The sequence below is a fragment of the Allobosea sp. LjRoot9 genome (genome assembly GCF_964252745.1).
Classification (GTDB): Bacteria; Pseudomonadota; Alphaproteobacteria; order Rhizobiales; family Beijerinckiaceae; genus Allobosea.
In genome coordinates, this window is sequence record NZ_CAXUPC020000007.1 from 24,238 (window position 1) to 41,670 (window position 17,433).

Annotated in this window: 17 protein-coding genes; 13 read left to right on the forward strand and 4 right to left on the reverse strand. The window is 67.2% G+C overall.

The annotated features are described in order from the left end of the window. Positions 1 to 14: 14 nt before the first annotated feature. Positions 15 to 245 (reverse strand): sulfurtransferase TusA family protein, encoded by a 231-nt coding sequence (locus ACSQ3P_RS23005; protein ID WP_092169792.1) that lies wholly within the window; start codon positions 243 to 245, stop codon positions 15 to 17. A gap of 103 nt (positions 246 to 348) precedes the next feature. Here ACSQ3P_RS23005 and ACSQ3P_RS23010 point away from each other — a divergent pair, with 103 nt between their 5' ends. After that, positions 349 to 1,629, forward strand: a complete 1,281-nt coding sequence (locus tag ACSQ3P_RS23010) for a c-type cytochrome (RefSeq protein ID WP_436167815.1) — start codon at positions 349 to 351, stop codon at positions 1,627 to 1,629. Positions 1,630 to 1,785: 156 nt separating this feature from the next. Here ACSQ3P_RS23010 and ACSQ3P_RS23015 read toward each other — a convergent pair whose 3' ends face one another. Further along, entirely contained in the window at positions 1,786 to 3,825 is a 2,040-nt protein-coding gene (locus ACSQ3P_RS23015) for a 4Fe-4S binding protein (protein ID WP_436167816.1), read from the reverse strand. Between the two features lie 153 nt (positions 3,826 to 3,978). On the opposite strand from ACSQ3P_RS23015, the gene ACSQ3P_RS23020 reads away from it, so the two are divergent. The 12 genes from ACSQ3P_RS23020 to ACSQ3P_RS23075 all read left to right on the forward strand — a co-directional run bounded on the left by ACSQ3P_RS23020 (position 3,979) and on the right by ACSQ3P_RS23075 (position 15,327). Beyond that, on the forward strand, positions 3,979 to 4,722 hold the full coding sequence (locus ACSQ3P_RS23020; protein WP_436167817.1) for a biotin/lipoate--protein ligase family protein: 744 nt from the start codon (positions 3,979 to 3,981) through the stop codon (positions 4,720 to 4,722). Further along, on the forward strand, positions 4,719 to 5,309 hold the full coding sequence (locus tag ACSQ3P_RS23025) for a DUF6505 family protein (RefSeq protein ID WP_436167818.1): 591 nt from the start codon (positions 4,719 to 4,721) through the stop codon (positions 5,307 to 5,309). Before ACSQ3P_RS23020 ends, ACSQ3P_RS23025 begins: the two co-directional genes overlap by 4 nt. Continuing rightward, positions 5,306 to 6,316: a DUF6352 family protein gene (locus ACSQ3P_RS23030; protein WP_436167819.1), complete on the forward strand. Its 1,011-nt coding sequence runs from the start codon at positions 5,306 to 5,308 to the stop codon at positions 6,314 to 6,316. Before ACSQ3P_RS23025 ends, ACSQ3P_RS23030 begins: the two co-directional genes overlap by 4 nt. 10 nt (positions 6,317 to 6,326) lie before the next feature. Beyond that, positions 6,327 to 6,845, forward strand: a complete 519-nt coding sequence (locus ACSQ3P_RS23035; RefSeq protein WP_436167820.1) for a DUF3305 domain-containing protein — start codon at positions 6,327 to 6,329, stop codon at positions 6,843 to 6,845. Further along, a complete protein-coding gene (locus tag ACSQ3P_RS23040) occupies positions 6,842 to 7,558 on the forward strand; it encodes a DUF3306 domain-containing protein (protein ID WP_436167821.1) in 717 nt (238 codons plus the stop codon). Before ACSQ3P_RS23035 ends, ACSQ3P_RS23040 begins: the two co-directional genes overlap by 4 nt. 107 nt (positions 7,559 to 7,665) lie before the next feature. Then, entirely contained in the window at positions 7,666 to 8,475 is an 810-nt protein-coding gene (locus ACSQ3P_RS23045; RefSeq protein WP_436167822.1) for a Cro/CI family transcriptional regulator, read from the forward strand. Further along, positions 8,472 to 8,714: a formate dehydrogenase gene (locus ACSQ3P_RS23050; protein WP_436167823.1), complete on the forward strand. Its 243-nt coding sequence runs from the start codon at positions 8,472 to 8,474 to the stop codon at positions 8,712 to 8,714. The genes ACSQ3P_RS23045 and ACSQ3P_RS23050 overlap by 4 nt, the downstream gene beginning before the upstream one ends. Positions 8,715 to 8,726: 12 nt before the next feature. Continuing rightward, complete coding sequence (locus ACSQ3P_RS23055; protein ID WP_436167824.1) at positions 8,727 to 11,708, forward strand: formate dehydrogenase subunit alpha; 2,982 nt, start codon at positions 8,727 to 8,729, stop codon at positions 11,706 to 11,708. Between the two features lie 14 nt (positions 11,709 to 11,722). After that, positions 11,723 to 12,319 (forward strand): formate dehydrogenase FDH3 subunit beta, encoded by a 597-nt coding sequence (gene fdh3B / locus ACSQ3P_RS23060; protein WP_069690071.1) that lies wholly within the window; start codon positions 11,723 to 11,725, stop codon positions 12,317 to 12,319. 88 nt (positions 12,320 to 12,407) lie between these two features. Continuing rightward, the gene (locus ACSQ3P_RS23065; protein WP_436167825.1) at positions 12,408 to 13,415 is read left to right on the forward strand and encodes a formate dehydrogenase subunit gamma; all 1,008 of its coding nucleotides are present in this window, start codon (positions 12,408 to 12,410) and stop codon (positions 13,413 to 13,415) included. A gap of 120 nt (positions 13,416 to 13,535) precedes the next feature. Further along, positions 13,536 to 14,066 carry a molybdopterin-guanine dinucleotide biosynthesis protein B gene (mobB, locus tag ACSQ3P_RS23070; RefSeq protein WP_436167826.1) on the forward strand — a complete coding sequence of 177 codons (531 nt, stop codon included), beginning with the start codon at positions 13,536 to 13,538 and terminating at the stop codon, positions 14,064 to 14,066. A 7-nt stretch (positions 14,067 to 14,073) separates the two neighbouring features. Continuing rightward, positions 14,074 to 15,327 (forward strand): molybdopterin molybdotransferase MoeA, encoded by a 1,254-nt coding sequence (locus tag ACSQ3P_RS23075; RefSeq protein WP_436167827.1) that lies wholly within the window; start codon positions 14,074 to 14,076, stop codon positions 15,325 to 15,327. Between the two features lie 112 nt (positions 15,328 to 15,439). Here ACSQ3P_RS23075 and ACSQ3P_RS23080 read toward each other — a convergent pair whose 3' ends face one another. Further along, positions 15,440 to 16,213, reverse strand: coding sequence for a TIGR02186 family protein (locus ACSQ3P_RS23080; protein ID WP_436167828.1), 774 nt, complete (start codon positions 16,211 to 16,213; stop codon positions 15,440 to 15,442). Continuing rightward, positions 16,210 to 17,139 (reverse strand): sulfite exporter TauE/SafE family protein, encoded by a 930-nt coding sequence (locus tag ACSQ3P_RS23085; protein ID WP_310152176.1) that lies wholly within the window; start codon positions 17,137 to 17,139, stop codon positions 16,210 to 16,212. Before ACSQ3P_RS23085 ends, ACSQ3P_RS23080 begins: the two co-directional genes overlap by 4 nt. Between the last annotated feature and the right edge of the window lie 294 nt (positions 17,140 to 17,433).

Consider the following 17,433-nt stretch of genomic DNA (forward strand, 5'->3'; position numbering starts at 1 on the left):
CAATGGGGGACGGCTCAGGCCGCCGCCTTGCGAATATGAAAGACGAGGAGGTCACCCTCGCTCGCGCTGCGTTCGATCGCGTCGCCGGTCTCGCGCATCAGATTGGGGATGTCGATCGCCGCCATCGGGTCGGTGCATTCGACCACGAAGAGCGCGCCGGCTTCAGCGCCCTTCAGCGCCTTGCGCACCCTGAGCGCGGGCAGGGGGCATTTCAGGCCGCGCAGATTGAGCGGGATCGGGGTCATGGAACTCGGAACTCGGCGAAAGGGCTGCGCTTCATATGATGGCTGATCGTGCTGGGGCAACTGCGTGCCTTGCCAATCCGCTTCGCCGTTCCATGATAACGGCATGCGCTTCATCGGCCTCGCCTGCCTCGGTCTCGCAATGCTTGCCGCGCCTGCCCCTGCCCAGGAGCTGCGCGGCCATGGCGGACCGGTGCGCGCAGTCGCGGTCTCGGCCGATGGGCAGTTCGCGCTGACGGGCTCCTTCGACCAGTCGGCGATCCTCTGGCGATTGAGCACGGGCAGCGCCGAAAAGGTGCTGCGCTTCCACCAGGGTGCGGTCAATGCGGCTGCGACCGTGAACGGCCTCGGCTTCGCCACGGGCGGGGAGGATGGCCGCATCGCGCTCTGGCACGGCGAGGCGAACGAGCCGGCGCGGGTGATCGAAGGGCATAAGGGGCCGGTTGCGGCGCTCGTGGTCTCGCCCGAAGGCGGGAGCATCGCCTCCGCCTCCTGGGACGAGACACTGCGCGTGACCTCGCTCGCGGATGGCTCTGCGCGCGTGCTGGAGGGGCATAAGGGGCCGGTGAACGGCGTCGCCTTCGCGCCCGGCGGGGCCGTCGTCAGTTCCGGCTACGACGCGACCTTGCGGATCTGGCCGGCGGGCGGCGGGCCGGCCAGGATCGTCACGCTGCCGGCGCCGCTGAATGGCGTCGTGGTCACGCCCGATGGCGAGATCGCGGTCGCCGCCGCCGATGGCAGGCTCAGGCTGTTCGGTCCCGAGGGAGAGGCCCGCGCCGAGATCGAGATCGGTCAGACGCCGTTGATCGCGCTGGCGCTCTCAGTCGATGGCGCGACGATCGCGGCGGGCGGCCTGCGCGGGCAGGTCGCGCTGATCGACCGCAAGACGCGCACGATCCGGGCGACGCTGCTCGGGCCCGGCTTGCCCGTTTGGTCGCTGGCTTTCCTGCCCGGTGGCAAGGAATTGCTCTCGGGCGGCGCGGACCGGCTGGTCCGGCGCTGGAACGCGGTCACCGGCGAACATATCGGCGCCGTCGTTCCGCGTGCCGGCGAGGATGTGCTGGCGGCCTTCCAGGGCGAGCGCGGCGCGCAGGTCTTTCGCGCCTGCGCCGCCTGCCACACCCTCACCCCGGCTGACGGCAACCGGGCGGGGCCGACGCTGCATGGCCTCTTCGGACGCAAGATCGCGACCGCGCCGGGCTACGCTTATTCCGACGCCTTCAGGACGATGGACATCGTCTGGAGCAAGGAGACGGTGGCCAAACTCTTCGAGCTCGGGCCGAATGCCTACACGCCGGGAACCAAGATGCCGGAGCAGACGATCGGTTCGGCCGAGGACCGGCAGGCATTGGTGGAGTGGCTGGAGAAGGTGACGGTGGTGAAGTAGTACACTCCTGATCCGACCCGCGCCGTCATCCCGGACAAGCGGCGCAGCCGCGCCGATGCGGGATCCATCGTAGGGCAGGACGCAGCCCTATGATGGATCCCGGATCTCCGCTTCGCTGCGTCCGGGATGACGGCGCGGGTGCGAAAAGCCGCTGCGCTACTGCAACGGATCCTCGCCCCGCTCGGCCCGTTCGCGCAGATAATCATCCGTGGTGCGCACGGGCGGGCGCTGCGGCGAGAGATGCGGGTCGAAGCTCTCATTGACCACGACCTCGACGCGGCAGTCTTCGCACATCCTGATCACCGAGATGCGCTTGGCGGCGTCGCCCGAGAACATCCAGTGCTTGTTCTCCAGCTTGGCCGCGATCTTCTCGATCGTACTCCTGACGCCGAAGGGCTTTGCGCAGTTGATGCAGTGGAAGGGCTCTTCCTGCTTCAGCACGCGCTTGCCGCCGGCCCAGGCGTCGAAATCGAGGCGCGGCTCCAGCGTGATCACCTTTTCCGGGCAGGTCGCGGCGCAGAGCCCGCATTGCACACAGAGGTCTTCCTGGAAGGCGAGCGTCGGGCGATCGGGATTGTCCGAGAGCGCCTGCACCGGGCAGGCGGAGACGCAAGCCAGGCAGAGCGTGCAGCCCTCGCTGTCGACATGGATCGTGCCGAAAGGGGCGAGCGGCGGCATTGCCACGGCCGCGATGGGCGTCGGTGCCGCGGCATGCATTTCCCCGATCGTCTGGCGCAGCAGCGGCCGGCCATCGCCCATCGGGCGGAAGCGGGCCGGCGTCGCGCTGGTAGTGCCGGGTGCGATCCGCGCCAGCGCCTGCGCCAATTGGTCGGGGTCATCGGTCTCGATCAACCCGGCGCGGCCCTCGCCATAGCCGAGCGCGCCTGCCAGCGCGTTGGCGTAGTCGAGATTGCGGGTCAGGCCGGAGAGGTCGTGCTTCGGTTTGGCGCGGCCGAGCACACGGATGGCGGATGCCCCGAAAGCCAGCGCCGCCGCATGGGTCTCGAGCCCCATCTGCGTGATCTCGTTGACGCGCAGCGGCAGCACGCGTGCCGGCAAGCCGTCGCCGAAGCGGGCGAGCGCGTCGATCAACGCCTCGCCATGCTCGCCGTCATGCAGCAGCACGACGGCCTCGCGGCCGCCGGCCTCAGTATAGGTGGTCAGCAGGGCGCGCAGGCGGCGCAGCAGCGCGTCGGTCGGTGGCAGGGCGTAGGTCACGGCGCCGGTCGGGCAGACGGCAGCGCAGGCGCCGCAGCCGGCGCAGATCTCGGCCGAGATCGCGACATGGTCGCCGGCGGGCGTGATCGCGCCGGTCGGGCAGAGCTCGAGGCAGCGCGTGCAGCCGGTCTTGGACGAGCGCGAATGGGCGCAAAGATCCTGGTTCAGCCGGACGTAAGCCGGCTTGTCGAATTCGCCGACGAGATGGCTGGCCTGTCCGATCAAGCGCTCGACCGCCGCTTTATCGCGCGGATCGGCGCGCAGATAGCCGGCGCGCAGATCGCCGGCCGGGAAGAGCGGCGCGCCTCCGGAAACATCGATGACGATGTCGCATTGCGAGTTCGCGCCATTACGCGCTTCGCCGAAGACGAGCTTGCCTCGCGAGGAGGGGGAGGGCGCGGCGTAATCGTTGACCGTCAGATCGAAGGCGCCAAGCCAGCCGGTTGCGGCGACGACCGTGCCCTTCAGCACCGGAATGTCGGAGAGGCGCGGCGGCGTGATCTCGCCGGGCCGCGAGAGCAGGATGGTGACGTCGAGATGTTCGGCCAGCGTCCGCCCGACCGAGAGCGCGACCTCGTCATGGCCATAGACCAGCGCCACGCCCTTGCTTTCCAGCGTAGTGAAGCTCGTCGGCGGCATTGGCTCGGCTGCGGCCGCCAGCAGAGCCGCCATCTTGGGGCCGGCCGACTTCGCCTCGCGCGCCCAGCCGCCGGTCTCGCGGATATTGGCGAAGACGAGATCGCCGGAGTAGTCGAGGTCCGCCGCGATTTCTTCAAAAAGCGGGGCCTCCTGCGTGCAGCCGACGGTGATGGCGTCGCGCTCGCCGAGCAGCTTCGTGAAGATCTCCGTCTGCGTGCGGCAGAGATGCCGCGCCGTCCTGATCTCGCCGCCCTTGCAACCACGCGCCAGCGCCTCGCCATCGAGCGGCATCGTGTCCTCGCAGGAGCAGACCATCAGCGTGCGTGCGGTGCCGGTCATTACGTTCACTTCCTTGGCGTTCTCGTCCTTGGCCGATCTGCCGGGAGCGTCTTTTCGTCTCCCTTGCGATAATCAAGGCTTATATGGAATTGGAAAGGTTCAAAAGAAACCGGCGATGAGCAATTCGTCGCGCCACCGGGGAGCAGGAGGTCGATGCCGGTGAATATCCCGCGCCCTGACGATCTGCGGCGGGAGCCTGTCCTGCCGCCGGGCTTCTCGCTGGTGACCCTGCGCGAAGCCGGCGACGCCTTCGCTCATGCTCAGGCGATCGCTGCCGAGGCGGGGGCTGCGACGCTGGTCTGGGCGCGCCGCTTCGACATCGTCGAATTCGCCGTGGTGCTGGAGCCCGACGCCGTGCTCGGCGAGGCGCGGCTCGCCCATTACCTCGCGATGAATGCGCTGGCCGACGCGCTTGCCGTGCATTGCCCGCCGGAGCGGCCGATCCTGTTCCGCTGGCCTGATGCGCTGATCTACGACCATGGCCTGATCGGCGGCGGCCGGCTCGCCTGGCCGCAGGGTTGCAGCGAGGGCGATGTGCCGGATTGGCTGGTCTTCGGCGCGATGCTGCGCGCCACCACCATGGCGCCCTTCGCGATGGGGCAGACCGGCGTCGGCATGGCGGAAGAAGGTTTCGAGGAGGTCGACGCGGTCGATCTGATCGAATCCTTCGCGCGCCATCTCATGCTCGGCGTCACGCATTGGCAAAGCGATGGCCCCAAGGCCGCGGCCCGCCGCTGGCTCGACCGGCTCGACAAGGTCGTCGGCGTTCGCCACGGCATCGAGGCGAATGGCGATCTCATCGCGACCTCGCAGAGCGGCGCCGAGCGCCGGAGGCTGGTCGATGCGCTGGGCCGGGCCGACTGGCTCGACCGCGACAGCGGCGGGCCCAAGCTGTGAGCGCGCTCAAATTGCCGCGCGCGATCCGGCTCGACCCTTCGGACAGCTTCGTCTTCCGCCGCGCCGCCGAGCCCGGCGAATGGCTGGTGACCGGCTCCTTCCTGTTCGACCCCGCTGGGATCGCGGCACTCGACGCCAAGGGGCGCACAGCCTTCCGCTCCGGCTTCCTGGGCATTGCAAGCTTCGGCTGGAGCACGTTGGCGGTGGTGAGCGAGGTGACGGAGGAGGAGCGCGAGGCAGCAATCGCGCAGCTTGCCGGCCATCTCGTTGCAAAACTCGGCGCGCCCGATCTCGCCACGGCGCGCATGGCTGCGGCCGAGGAGATCGCCTTCGCCGCCTCGCTCTGCGACCATCCGGCGCAGACGCTGATCGCCTTGCATCGGACGCTGGAGGATGGCGAAATCCGCGAGCGTTTCCGTACGCTGATCCCGCGCGGCGAGCCGGACGGCACGGGTTTCCGCGCCTTCGAGTTTATGGAGGTCGAGGGCGACGACGGGCCGCAGGAACAGGTCGATCTGCTGGCGCTGGGCAAGAATCCGGCATTGGGCAAGACGCCGGTATCGGGAAAGAAGACGGACGCATCATGATGCATTTCTGGGCGACCTCCGGCCATGTCCTGCTGGACCGCGCCGCCAGCGGCGGGCTCGTCGTCACCGATGATTTCCTCAAGGCCTATCTGGCGCGGCCCGAAGTGCTGCCGCCCGAGGACGCCTGCGCGGATGAGCGCGCGCTGCACGCCAAGCTGATGGCGACCCCCCAGGCCGAGGTGGCGGCGGCCGAGATCGCGGCGATCGCAGACGAGGATGCCCGCGAGAACTGGCGCTTCCTGGTCGGCTGGCGCGACCGGTTGCTCGCTGCGCCGACGCTGGAGGCGGCCTATGCGCGGATCATCCGCGAGGGCGTCGCGGGCGTGCCGCCCTTGTTCCTCGACCAGCTCGCCCATGTCATCCTGCGCGGCGCGCTCGATGATGTCGACGACCCCTATGTGGTGCGCGCCGCCGAGTGCCTGTTCCGGCCGCAGCGCGTCACCATCCACGAGAACACGATCCTTCTGGCCGACGCCGAGATCATCGAGGGCCATGAGGCCGATCGTCATGCCTCGCCCCTGCTCGCCATGCTGGGCGGCCCGGCCGTGACCTCGCTCGACATCCTCAAAGCCGCCAATGCCGACCGCTATTGGCAGCGCTCCGATGGCTTCGACATGGTGCTCGATCTCGGCGGCTCGCCATCGGGACGGGCGGCGCTGGCGACGGCGCTGCGCCATTGGGTGCGCGCCCTTCACGGTATCGATGTCGTCATCGAGCCGATCGAGAGCGTCAGGGATGCCGACTGGCGCTGGTTCGTCGGGCTCGATGCGCAGGCGACGGCGATCGGCAACGCGCTCTGGCAGGGCAAGAGCATCAGCGAGGAGGCGCTGTCGCGCGTGCTGGCGCTCTACAGGATGACGCTGCCGCCCGATGTGCCGGTGTTGGCGGCGGCGCAGGCAAGGCCCATCTATCTCATCATGGCGATGTCGGCCGACAAGACCCTGCGCCTGAAGCCGCAGAACCTGGTGACAGGCCTGCCCCTGTCGGCGAACGCGATGACGAATTGAGGATCGCGACATGACGCAAGCGCACATCGAGGTCGGGATCGTGGTCGAGCGGCGCGCGATCGATTCGCCCTGGGTCGACCATGCCTGGAGCCCGCTTGCCGTGCTGCCCGAGCCGCCAGCGCTCGCGCCCTGGACCGAGCTTGCCAGCGAACCCGGCCGGCGCAGCGTCTATCTCGGCCCGGCGACGCTGACGCTGCATTCGGTCGACACGGCGCATTTCCGCGAGAATTTCCAGGCCGGCCGCGCCAAGCTCTGGGTCGCAATCCGGCCGACCGGGATCGAGCCCGAGCTGGACTTCGTCGGCGTCACCGCCGACCCGTTCGAGGGCGAGGTCTATGCCGAGAATGTCGGGGACATCGTCGAGGCCCTGCCGATGCCGGCCCTGATCGCCGAACAGGTGCTCGCCTTCTTCGAGGCGCATCATGTCGAGCGCGAATTCATCAAGCGCAAGCGCAGCGAGCATGATCCGCGCAAGGGCGGCGGGTCACGTCCCGAGCCGGGCCTGCGCCGGGGCGAGGGCGAGAGATGAGCCCGCGCGCAGACGACTCCGACGACGAAGGCTTCCTGACGCGCTGGTCGCGGCGCAAGCGCGCCGTGGCGGAGCAAAGCGAGGTTCTGCCGCCATCGCCCGTGAGCGAAGCCCTGCCGGCGGAGGTTGAGCCGCAGGCCGCCGTAGCTGAGCCCGAAATGGTCGAGCCGCCCTCGCTCGACCTGATCGACAAGGATTTCGACGTCGCCCATTGGCTCAAGCAGAACGTGCCAGAAAGCTGGAAGCTCGCGGCGATGCGGCGGGCCTGGGAGAGCGATCCGACGATCCGCGATTTCGAGAATCCGGCCCGCGACTATGCGCTCGACTGGAACACGCCGGGTGGCGCGCCGGGCTACGGCCCACTGACGGAATCGGATGATGTCGAGGCGATGGTGCGCAGCATCTTCGGCGACGCTCCGGAGCCCAAGACGGCTCTGTCGGGCGCGGGCGAGGGTACGGGCGACAGCATGTCGCATAAACTTTCGTCTCATGACGAAAGTCGTAGTCATGACGCTGCGCTGCAAGATGAACAGCCTGCGGCGACCTCGGCCGGATCTGTCAGGGTGAGTGAGGCTGGCGCAAACCTGGCGGAAGAGGCCGAAACAGGCCGGATCGTGCCGGATCGGGTCTATGCTGCGGCGCAAAATAATCCTGAGCTGGACAAGCGTTCCATGCGGATTCGCAAGCGTGGAGGCGGAGCCATTCCAGTCTGAGTCTAGATTGGAATGCTTGTATTCTGGGGCGATAAGCGTTCATTATCACCGCATTGAAGCGGGCAGCGGCGAAGGAACGTCGCGCGATGAGAGGAACGCCGCAAACGATGCGTGATCCGGCACTCGAGAGAGCGATCGGGGCTGCCGGCGGGGTGCGCGCATTGGCGCGTAGCCTGGGTGTGTCGCAGCCAGCGATCTCCAGCTGGAAGCGCGTTCCCGCCGACCGCGTGCTCTCCGTCGAAGCCAATACCGGCGTGCCACGCTCCGACCTGCGACCCGATCTCTATCCCATCGAGACTGCGCTGCACCAGCCCGCTTCGATGAACGGTGGTTCGTCGCTGGCGATCGATGAGATCGACGAGGCGCGCGCCCAGGAATACCAATTGATTGGTGCGCTGCTCTGGCGGGCGCCGACGGCTGAGACGCTGGCCGTTCTGCAAGGCCTGCGGGGCGACGCCTCGCCGCTCGGCATGGCCCATTTCGCCTTGGCCGAGGCCGCCGCCGAGTTCACGCCGGAAGCGGCGCGCGACGAATTCTTCGAGATCTTCATCGGCGTCGGCCGTGGCGAGATCCTGCCCTACGCGTCCTATTACCTGACCGGTTTCCTGCATGAGCGCCCGCTGGCGCTGGTGCGCGAGGACATGGGCAGGCTCGGCATCGCCCGGGCCGAGCGCGCCGGCGAGCCGGAAGACCATATCGCCATCCTGATGGACATCATGGCGAACCTGATCCGCGGCGCCTTCGCGGGCGAGGGCGTCGATGCCGCCGGCTTTTATGCGCGCCATATCGAGCCCTGGGGCGAGCGCCTCTTCGCCGATCTGGAGGTCGCGAAGGCTTCGAAATTCTACCGGGCCGTCGGCCGCGTCGGCAGCCTGTTCCTGTCCATCGAGACGGAAGCCGGAAGGCTGCCGTCATGACGTCCGCCAGTCTGCCCGGCGCGGAGGAGACGACGATGTCGCAAAAGTCCAAAGAGACCGTGACGCCGGCCTTCGACCGCCGCAGCTTCTTCAAGGCGCTCGGCGCCGGCGCGGCGGTGGCCGCGACGCCCGCCATGGTGACACCGGCGGCGGCCGTCGATCCGGGCAAGGAAGAGACCAGGGCGCGCTACCGGGAGTCGGAGCACGTCAAGGACTACTATCGCGTCAACCGCTACTGAAGGCGCAACACCATGCTCATCAAGCGCAAATCGGCCGATGTTCAGCGCGGCAAGCTCCGGGCCGCCATGGCGGGACTGTCCTCGGGCGTGATGGACCGGCGCACCTTCCTGCGGCGCTCGGGCCTCGTCGCCGGCGGCGTCGCAGCCGCAAGCGCGCTCCAGATCGGCTCAGTTCGCAAGGCGGATGCGGCGGAGGGGCTGGGCCCGGCGAGCGGCACCAAGATCGTCAAGAACATCTGCACCCATTGTTCTGTCGGTTGCACCGTCAAGGCCGAGGTCGCCAACGGCGTCTGGGTCGGCCAGGAGCCGGCCTGGGAAAGCCCGATCAACCGGGGCAGCCACTGCGCCAAGGGCGCCTCGGTGCGCGAGCTGACCCATGGCGACCGCCGCATCAAATACCCGATGAAGCTGGTCGACGGGCAGTGGCAGCGCATCACCTGGGATGTCGCGATCAGCGAGATCGGCGACAAGATGATGCAGATCCGGGCCAAGTCCGGCGCCGATTCCGTCTATCTGCTCGGCTCGGCCAAGTTCTCCAATGAGGGCTCCTATCTGTTCCGGAAGTTCGCCGCCTTCTGGGGCACGAACAATGTCGACCACCAGGCGCGCATCTGCCACTCCACCACGGTCGCAGGTGTCGCTAACACCTGGGGCTACGGCGCGATGACGAACTCCTACAACGACATCCGCAACTCCAAGACGATCCTGTTCATGGGCTCGAACGCGGCCGAGGCCCATCCGGTCTCGATGCAGCACATCCTGAGCGGCAAGGAGATCAACCGGGCCAATGTCATCGTCTTCGACCCGCGCCTGACCCGCACGGCGGCCCACGCGACCGATTATATCCGCATCCGCTCCGGCACCGACATTGCGGTGATCTGGGGCATGATGTGGCACATCTTCCGGAATGGCTGGGAGGACAAGGACTTCCTCGCCGCGCGCGTCTACGGCATGGACGATGTCCGCAAGGAGGTCGAGAAATACGACCCCAAGACGGTCGAGGACATCACCGGCGTTCCCGAGGCGCAATTGAAGCGCGCCGCCGAGACCTTTGCCAAGGTCAAGCCGGCGACCTTCATCTGGTGCATGGGCGTGACCCAGCACTCGGTCGGCACGGCGAACGTCCGGGCGATCTGCAACCTCCTGCTTGCCACCGGCAATGTCGGCGGCATGGGCAACGGCGCCAACATCTTCCGCGGCCATTGCAACGTGCAGGGCGCGACCGATTTCGGCCTCGATATCTCGAATCTGCCTTGCTATTACGGGCTGGTCGAAGGCGCCTGGCGCCATTGGGCCCGTGTCTGGGGCGTCGATTACGACTATTTCGTCACGCGCTTCGACGCGGTGCCGGCCAAGGGCGGCCGCCCGGCCCGCACGGCCAAGGCCAATATGGAGACCTCGGGCCACACCTCGACGCGCTGGTTCGACGCCGCCAACATGCCCGCCGAGCAGGTCGACCAGAAGGACAACCTCAAGGCCATGATCGTCATGGGCCATGGCGGCAACACCATCCCGCGCATGCCCGACGCCGTGAAGGGGCTGGAGACGCTCGAATTGCTGGTCGTGGCCGACCCGCACCCGACCAATTTCATCTCGCTCGGCCAGCGCAAGAACGGCACCTATCTCCTGCCGATCGGCACGCAGTTCGAATGCTCGGGCTCGCGCACCTGCTCCAACCGCTCGGTGCAATGGGGCGAGAAGGTCGTCGATCCGATCTTCGAATCGGCCAATGACTACTGGGTCATCTACAAGCTGGCGCAGAAGCTCGGCTTCGCCGAGCCGATGTTCAAGACGCTCGAGCTGGTGCAGGGCAAATACGGCCTGGAGCCCTCGGCGGAATCGATCCTGCGCGAGATCAACAGGGGCGGCTGGTCGACCGGCTATACCGGCCAGTCGCCCGAGCGCCTCAAGCTGCACATGCAGCACCAGGACAAGTTCGACCTGGTTTCGCTGCGCGGCGCCAAGGGCTCGCCTGTTGAAAACGACTTCTACGGCTTGCCCTGGCCGTGCTGGGGCACACCGGAACTGAAGCATCCCGGCACGCATATCCTCTACAACACGTCCCTCGAGGCCAATAATGGCGGCGGCACCTTCCGCCCGCGCTTCGGCCTGACGCGCGAGCGCACCTTGCCGGACGGCAGCAAGGTCAACGACACGCTGCTGGCCGAGAACGGCTCCTACTCGCTGAACTCGGAGATCAAGGACGGCTATCCCGAATTCACCATGGGTATGCTGAAGAAGCTCGGCTGGGACGCCGACCTGACGCCCAAGGAGCTCGAGACGATCACCTGGATCGGCGGCAACACGATCGATACGGTGAACTGGGCCAACGACCTGTCGGGCGGCATCCAGCGCGTCGCGCTCAGCCATGGCTGCGTGCCCTATGGCAACGGCAAGGCCCGCGCCAATGCCTGGAACCTGCCCGATCCGGTCCCGACCCATCGCGAGCCGATCTACTCGCCGCGCGTCGATCTCGTGGCGAAATGGCCGGCGCGCCCCGACGAGCGGACTTTGCGCATCCCCAACCTCCACACCACCATGCAGAAGGCGGCAGTGGAGCGCGGCGTCGCGAAATCCTTCCCGATCGTCCTGACCTCGGGCAGGCTCGTCGAATATGAGGGCGGCGGCGAGGAGACGCGCTCGAACAAATGGCTCGCCGAATTGCAGCAGGACATGTTCGTCGAGATCAACCCGGCGGATGCGACCGAGCGCGGCATCAAGGATGGCGCCTTCGTCTGGGTTTCGGGGCCGGAAAACAATTCCAAGGCCAAGGTCAAGGCGCTGGTGACGGAGCGCGTCGGCAAGGGCGTCGCCTTCATGCCCTTCCATTTCGGCGGCTTCTACCAGGGCGTCGACCAGCGCGGGAACTACCCCAAGGGGCTGGACCCGATCGTGCTCGGCGAGTCCGTCAACACCCTCACGACCTATGGCTACGACCCGGTGACCGCCATGCATGAAGGCAAGGTCACGCTCTGCCAGATCGCCGCGGCGTGAAGAGGAACTGAACCATGGCCCGGATGAAATTCCTCTGCGACGCCGACCGCTGCATCGAATGCAATGCCTGCGTCACCGCCTGCAAGAACGAGAACGAGGTGCCCTGGGGCATCAACCGGCGCCGCGTCGTCACCATCAATGACGGCAAGCCGGGCGAGCGCTCGATCTCGATGGCCTGCATGCACTGCACCGACGCGCCTTGCATGGCGGTCTGCCCGGTCGACTGCTTCTACAACACCGCCGACGGCGTCGTGCTGCACAACAAGGACCTCTGCATCGGTTGCGGCTATTGCTTCTACGCCTGTCCGTTCGGGGCGCCGCAATATCCCAAGGTCGGCAATTTCGGTTCGCGCGGCAAGATGGACAAATGCACCTATTGCTCGGGCGGCCCGGAGGTCGATCTCTCCCCGGCCGAGTTCCAGAAATATGGTTCGAACCGCCTGGCCGAGGGCAAGCTGCCGCTCTGCGCCGAGATGTGTTCGACCAAATCGCTGCTCGCCGGCGACGGTGAGATCATCGCCCAGATCTACAAGGAGCGGGTGGTCAAGCGCGGTTATGGCTCCGGCGCCTGGGGTTGGCAGACTGCCTACAAGGAAACGATCGCCATCTAGCTCGGGGGGAGGGGCGCGTCTCGGCCGCAAGGCCGGGCGCGTTCCCCCGAGCAGGATGTCCGGTTCATCTCGCGAGAGGAATTTCGCAATGCGTCTCGGCGCTCACCTTCGTCTCCTGGTCACCGGCCTGCTGCTGAGCTTCGCAGTCGCGCTGGCGGTTCCGGCTTTCGCGCAGCAGGTCAATCCGACTGCGGACTCGGTCAAGGAACAGCAGTTCCTCGACGCCCTGAAGGGCAATCCTTCGGCCGAACTCACGGGCCGCATCACCATTCCCGACGGCAAGGCCGCGACGCTGGAGCGGCCTGCCGGGCGCGATTGGCGAGCCTTCCATCAGGGCACCATGATCAAGGTCGGCGCCGTCGTGGTGCTCGGCATGCTGCTTCTGCTGGCGCTGTTCTACTTGGTGCGGGGCCGCATCCGGCTCGAGTCCGGCTTGTCGGGCCGCACGCTGACGCGCTTCAACGGCTTCGAGCGCTTCATGCACTGGCTGACGGCCGCGTGCTTTATCGTGCTGGCGCTGTCAGGGCTCAATGTCACCTTCGGCAAGCTGCTGCTGCTGCCATTGGTCGGGCCGCAGACCTTCACCAATATCTCGGTCGTGGCGAAATGGGCGCATAACTATCTCGCCTGGCCGTTCATGCTCGGCATCGCGCTGATGTTCGTCGTCTGGATCAAGGACAACATCCCCGGCATGGTCGATCTCCGTTGGTTCGCCGCCGGCGGCGGCATCGTCGGCAAGGGCCACCCGCCGGCCAAGCGCTTCAATGGCGGCCAGAAGATCATGTTCTGGACGGTGGTGATTGGCGGCGCGGCGCTCTCGCTCTCTGGCCTCAACCTGCTGTTCCCGTTCTTCTCCGGCGGCGTGCTGGCCATGCAGTTCTGGAACGTGGTGCATGGCATCGTCGCCGTGCTGATGGTCGCCGCGATCCTGGCGCATATCTATATCGGCACGCTCGGCATGGAGGGCGCCTTCGACGCGATGGGCTCCGGCGAGGTCGATCTCAACTGGGCCAGGGAGCACCATTCGCTCTGGGTCGCCGAGGAGATGCAGAAAGGCCATGTGCCGGGCAGCCCGACGCTGCAGCCGGCTGAGTGAGCCTGTCCTGGCCAAGACGGATTGCTTGACCGCGAGAGGCAATCTGAAAGATGACAGCCGGGCGCTTTCGCGCCCGGTTTTTGTTTGGAGACCGGTTTTTGTTTGGAGACATGGCCCTCGATGCGCGTGATCGGTCTGGCGGGGTGGAGCGGGGCGGGCAAGACGACGCTGCTGACGCGGTTGATCCCGGAACTCGGCCGCCGCGGCGTCTCGGTCTCGACGCTCAAGCACGCTCACCATGCCTTCGATCTCGACACGCCCGGCAAGGACTCCTACGCGCATCGCCAGGCCGGCGCGCGCGAGGTCCTGATCTCCTCGGAGCGGCGCTGGGCGCTGATGCGGGAGTTGCGCGGCGAGCCGGAGGCGAAGCTCGGCGAATTGCTCGGACGGCTGTCGCCGGTCGATCTCGTCATCATCGAGGGCTTCAAGCGCGGCCCGCACGCCAAGATCGAGATTTACCGCATGGCCAATGGCAAGCCGTCCTTGCATCCCGACGATCCGAGCATCGTGGCGGTGGTGAGCGATCGCGCTTTTCCCGAAGCGGGCCGTCCGGTGGTCGCTCTCGATGACATCGCGGCGGTTGCCGATATCGCACTGGCGGCGGCCGAGCCCCTTGCTACCGTGCTGGCGCGGCGACACGGGCAAGAGTGAGGACGTCATGGCCCAGCTCAGCAAGGACGAGGAAGCCTTCGGCGCGTTGATGAGCGTCGAGCAGGCGGCCGAGCGCGCCGGCTCCCTGGTCGCGCCGCTGGCCGGAGCGCGGAATGTCGTACTCGCCGAGGCCGATGGCCGCGTCCTGGCGCAGGATGTCGTGGCGAGGCTCGACCTGCCGCCCTTCGCCAATTCGGCGGTCGATGGCTATGCGGTGCGCTTCGCCGATCTGGCCCCCGCTGGCGAGAGCCGCCTGCGTCTGTCGGGCCGGGTCGCTGCGGGAGCGGACGCATCGCACACCACGACGGCGGGCGTTGCTGTGCGGGTCTTCACCGGCGCGCCGATGCCGCCGGGCGCCGATACGGTCTTCATGCAGGAGGATGTCGGGCTCGATGACGGCTTCGTCAGGCTGCCGGCCGGGCTGAAGATCGGCGCCAATGCCCGCCCGGCGGGAGAGGATATCGCATGTGGCGAAACCGCCCTGAAGGCCGGGCAGCGCCTGCGGCCGCAGGATCTCGCGCTCTTGGCGGCGCTCGGGCTGATCGAAGTGAGCGTTCATCGCCGGCCGCGCGTCGCGATCTTCTCGACCGGCGACGAACTGACCGAGCCGGGCGAAGCGCTCGCGCCCGCGGCGATCTACGACGCTAATCGCAGCTTGCTGCGCGCCATGGTCGCGCGCGCTGGAGCGGAGGTCGTCGATCTCGGTATCCTGCGCGACGAACCCGTCAGCCTGGCGCAGCGTTTGTCCGAGGCGGCTGCCTCCTGCGATCTGATCCTGACCTCGGGCGGCGTCTCGACCGGCGAGGAGGACCACGTCAAGGCGGCGGTCGAGCGCGCCGGCTCGCTGGCGTTCTGGCGCATCGGCATCAAGCCCGGCCGCCCCGTCGCGATGGGGCTCGTCGGGGCCTCGCCCTTCATCGGCCTGCCCGGCAATCCGGTCGCGGTCTTCGTCACCTTCGCCTTCGTCGCGCGGCCGCTGCTCGCGCGGCTTGCGGGCGCCCATTATGTCGCGCCGACGCCGCTGCCGGTGCGCCTTGGCTTTCCCTACGCCAAGAAAGCGGGCCGGCGCGAATATGTCCGGGTCTCGCTGACGCCGGCCGCCGACGGCGTCATGGTCGCGCGCAAGCACCCGCAGGACGGCGCCGGCGTCCTGACCTCACTGACCCGGACCGACGGGCTGGTCGAGCTCGCCGAGGATCTGACACGGATCGAGGAAGGGACGATGGCGCCCTTCTTCGCCTATGGCCTGCTGATCGGCTGAAGGCCAGAGCGTTTTCGAGCGAAGCGGACACCGGGGCGCGTGAAGAAAACGCGTTAAAATAAAAGGCTGGAGCAATTGAACGATCCGGTGGGATCGGAAACGGCTCCGGGGCTCAATCCTTGCGGAAGACGACGCTGGACAACCAGCCGAAGAACAGCGCAAGCGCGACGGTCGCGAGGCCGTAGAGCAGGGAATGCTCGTAAGCGCCCGTGGCCAGGCGCTGCTCGATGCCGGATTTGACCACCTCGAAATTGGTCGATTGCCGGGCCAGCGGCACGCCGCCGGCATAGAGCACGATGTCGATCTCGTAGGAGCCGGTCGGCGCCGTGGCCGGCACCGGGATCGGCGCGCTGAATAGCGTGTTGGAGAGGAAGGTGACGCCGCGCGCCTCCTGAGAATAGAGCCCCTTCTCCTCGAGGATGCGGATCATGCCGTCCTTGAAGCGTGCTGTCGTCCGGCCGAAATCGAACCCCGGATCGGGCAGGCGCTGGGCGTTTTCGAGGCCTATCCGCTCGCGTCGCGCGGTCTCCTCGCTCATGATCTCGTTGAGCGGCCGGTTGCTCGCCACGGCAAGGAAGATCGAGTTGTCGGGAAAGCGCCGCTGCGTGCGGTTGATCCAGATTGGCCCGAGCCGCTCCTTCTCACGCACCAGGAGCATGCGCCGCGGGCCGCGCACGGTGACGATGATGTCGTAGGGATCGCCCCGCGCGGCGCTACGCCCGTCGCGCTCGACCAGCCCGAAGACCGTGAGCTGGTCGCCGGTGTAGTTGGAGTTGATCTGGATCTGATGGCTCGACATCGCCGCGATCAATGTCTCGGCGCGCGCCGGAGCGGCCGTGAGCGCGGCCAGTGTCGCCAGCAGCAGGATTGCGAGGGAGCGTCTCATCGTATGCCCTCCGTCACGATCACGGAGAAGGGCTCGGTCGGCGCGATGAACAATTCGATGGCGAAGCGCAGGCCGACGGAGAGGATCAGGAGCGCCAGCAATAGGCGGAAGGATTCGACATTGAGGTTGCGCGCCGCCCGCCCGCCGAACTGTGCGCCGATGACACCGCCCAGCAGCAGGAGAACCGCCAGGATCAGGTCGACCGACTGGTTGGTCAGCGCGTGCAGGATGGTCGCGCCGGTCATCGTCACCAGGATCTGGAACAGCGAGGTGCCGACGACGACGGCGGTCGGGATGCGGAAGAAATAGATCAGCGCCGGCACCAGGATGAAGCCGCCGCCGACGCCCAGCACCGCGCCGATGAAGCCGATCACGATCGCCAGCAGCGCGATCGGGATCACGCTGGCGTAGAGCTGGGAGCGATAGAAGCGCATCCGCAGCGGCAGGCCCATCCACCAGGGATGCGTTCCCGCCCGCCGCCGCAACCGCGCCGGCCTGCCCGCCCGCACGCGCCACATCGCCCGCAGGGCGTCGTAGAGCATCAGGCCGCCGATGATCGTGAACAGGGTCACATAGGACAAGGTGATGACGAGCTCGAGCTGGCCGAGCCTGCGCATCAGGTTGAAGAACAGCACGCCGAGCACGGTGCCCAATATGCCGCCGGCGACGAGGACGCCGCCGAGCTTGAAGTCGAGCGCGCGCCTTCGCCAATAGGTCAGGACGCCGGTGGTCGAGGAGCCGGCGACCTGCGCGGCGACGGTCGCGACCGCGACTGCGGGCGGAATGTCGAGGAAGATCAGGAGCGGCGTCAGCAGGAAGCCGCCGCCGACACCGAACAGGCCGGAGATGAAGCCGACCGCGCCGCTGAGGCCCAGCACCATCAGGATGCTGATCGGGAGTTCGGCGATCGGAAGGTAGATCTGCACCCTTGGTCCTCGCGTCCCGGCGCGCTTTTGCTGAAGCCCGGCGCCGGATCGTCCCAGATTGCACCAATCGGGTTAGACAAATCCTTATCGTTGCGAAAAAGGGAGTTTTGTCCCGGCCGGTGACTGGGGGCCTCGTCCTGTCATGGCGCTCTAACGCGTCGAAACCGTGACGTTGAAAGCGAAAACAGGCGGTAGAGCATTTTCGAGCGAAGTGGACACCGGTTCGCGTGAAGAAAATGCGATAGAACAAGAAGGTAGAGCATTTCCGCGATTCGAAGAAACGCGGAAATGCTC

Excerpts from the sequence above, each read along its gene's own strand:
- ACSQ3P_RS23005 (WP_092169792.1), bottom strand. The coding sequence starts at position 245 with ATGACCCCGATCCCGCTCAATCTGCGCGGCCTGAAATGCCCCCTGCCC.
- ACSQ3P_RS23010 (WP_436167815.1), top strand. The coding sequence starts at position 349 with ATGCGCTTCATCGGCCTCGCCTGCCTCGGTCTCGCAATGCTTGCCGCG.
- ACSQ3P_RS23015 (WP_436167816.1), bottom strand. The coding sequence starts at position 3,825 with ATGACCGGCACCGCACGCACGCTGATGGTCTGCTCCTGCGAGGACACG.
- ACSQ3P_RS23020 (WP_436167817.1), top strand. The coding sequence starts at position 3,979 with ATGCCGGTGAATATCCCGCGCCCTGACGATCTGCGGCGGGAGCCTGTC.
- ACSQ3P_RS23030 (WP_436167819.1), top strand. The coding sequence starts at position 5,306 with ATGATGCATTTCTGGGCGACCTCCGGCCATGTCCTGCTGGACCGCGCC.
- ACSQ3P_RS23035 (WP_436167820.1), top strand. The coding sequence starts at position 6,327 with ATGACGCAAGCGCACATCGAGGTCGGGATCGTGGTCGAGCGGCGCGCG.
- ACSQ3P_RS23040 (WP_436167821.1), top strand. The coding sequence starts at position 6,842 with ATGAGCCCGCGCGCAGACGACTCCGACGACGAAGGCTTCCTGACGCGC.
- ACSQ3P_RS23045 (WP_436167822.1), top strand. The coding sequence starts at position 7,666 with ATGCGTGATCCGGCACTCGAGAGAGCGATCGGGGCTGCCGGCGGGGTG.
- ACSQ3P_RS23050 (WP_436167823.1), top strand. The coding sequence starts at position 8,472 with ATGACGTCCGCCAGTCTGCCCGGCGCGGAGGAGACGACGATGTCGCAA.
- ACSQ3P_RS23055 (WP_436167824.1), top strand. The coding sequence starts at position 8,727 with ATGCTCATCAAGCGCAAATCGGCCGATGTTCAGCGCGGCAAGCTCCGG.
- fdh3B (WP_069690071.1), top strand. The coding sequence starts at position 11,723 with ATGGCCCGGATGAAATTCCTCTGCGACGCCGACCGCTGCATCGAATGC.
- ACSQ3P_RS23065 (WP_436167825.1), top strand. The coding sequence starts at position 12,408 with ATGCGTCTCGGCGCTCACCTTCGTCTCCTGGTCACCGGCCTGCTGCTG.
- mobB (WP_436167826.1), top strand. The coding sequence starts at position 13,536 with ATGCGCGTGATCGGTCTGGCGGGGTGGAGCGGGGCGGGCAAGACGACG.
- ACSQ3P_RS23075 (WP_436167827.1), top strand. The coding sequence starts at position 14,074 with ATGGCCCAGCTCAGCAAGGACGAGGAAGCCTTCGGCGCGTTGATGAGC.
- ACSQ3P_RS23080 (WP_436167828.1), bottom strand. The coding sequence starts at position 16,213 with ATGAGACGCTCCCTCGCAATCCTGCTGCTGGCGACACTGGCCGCGCTC.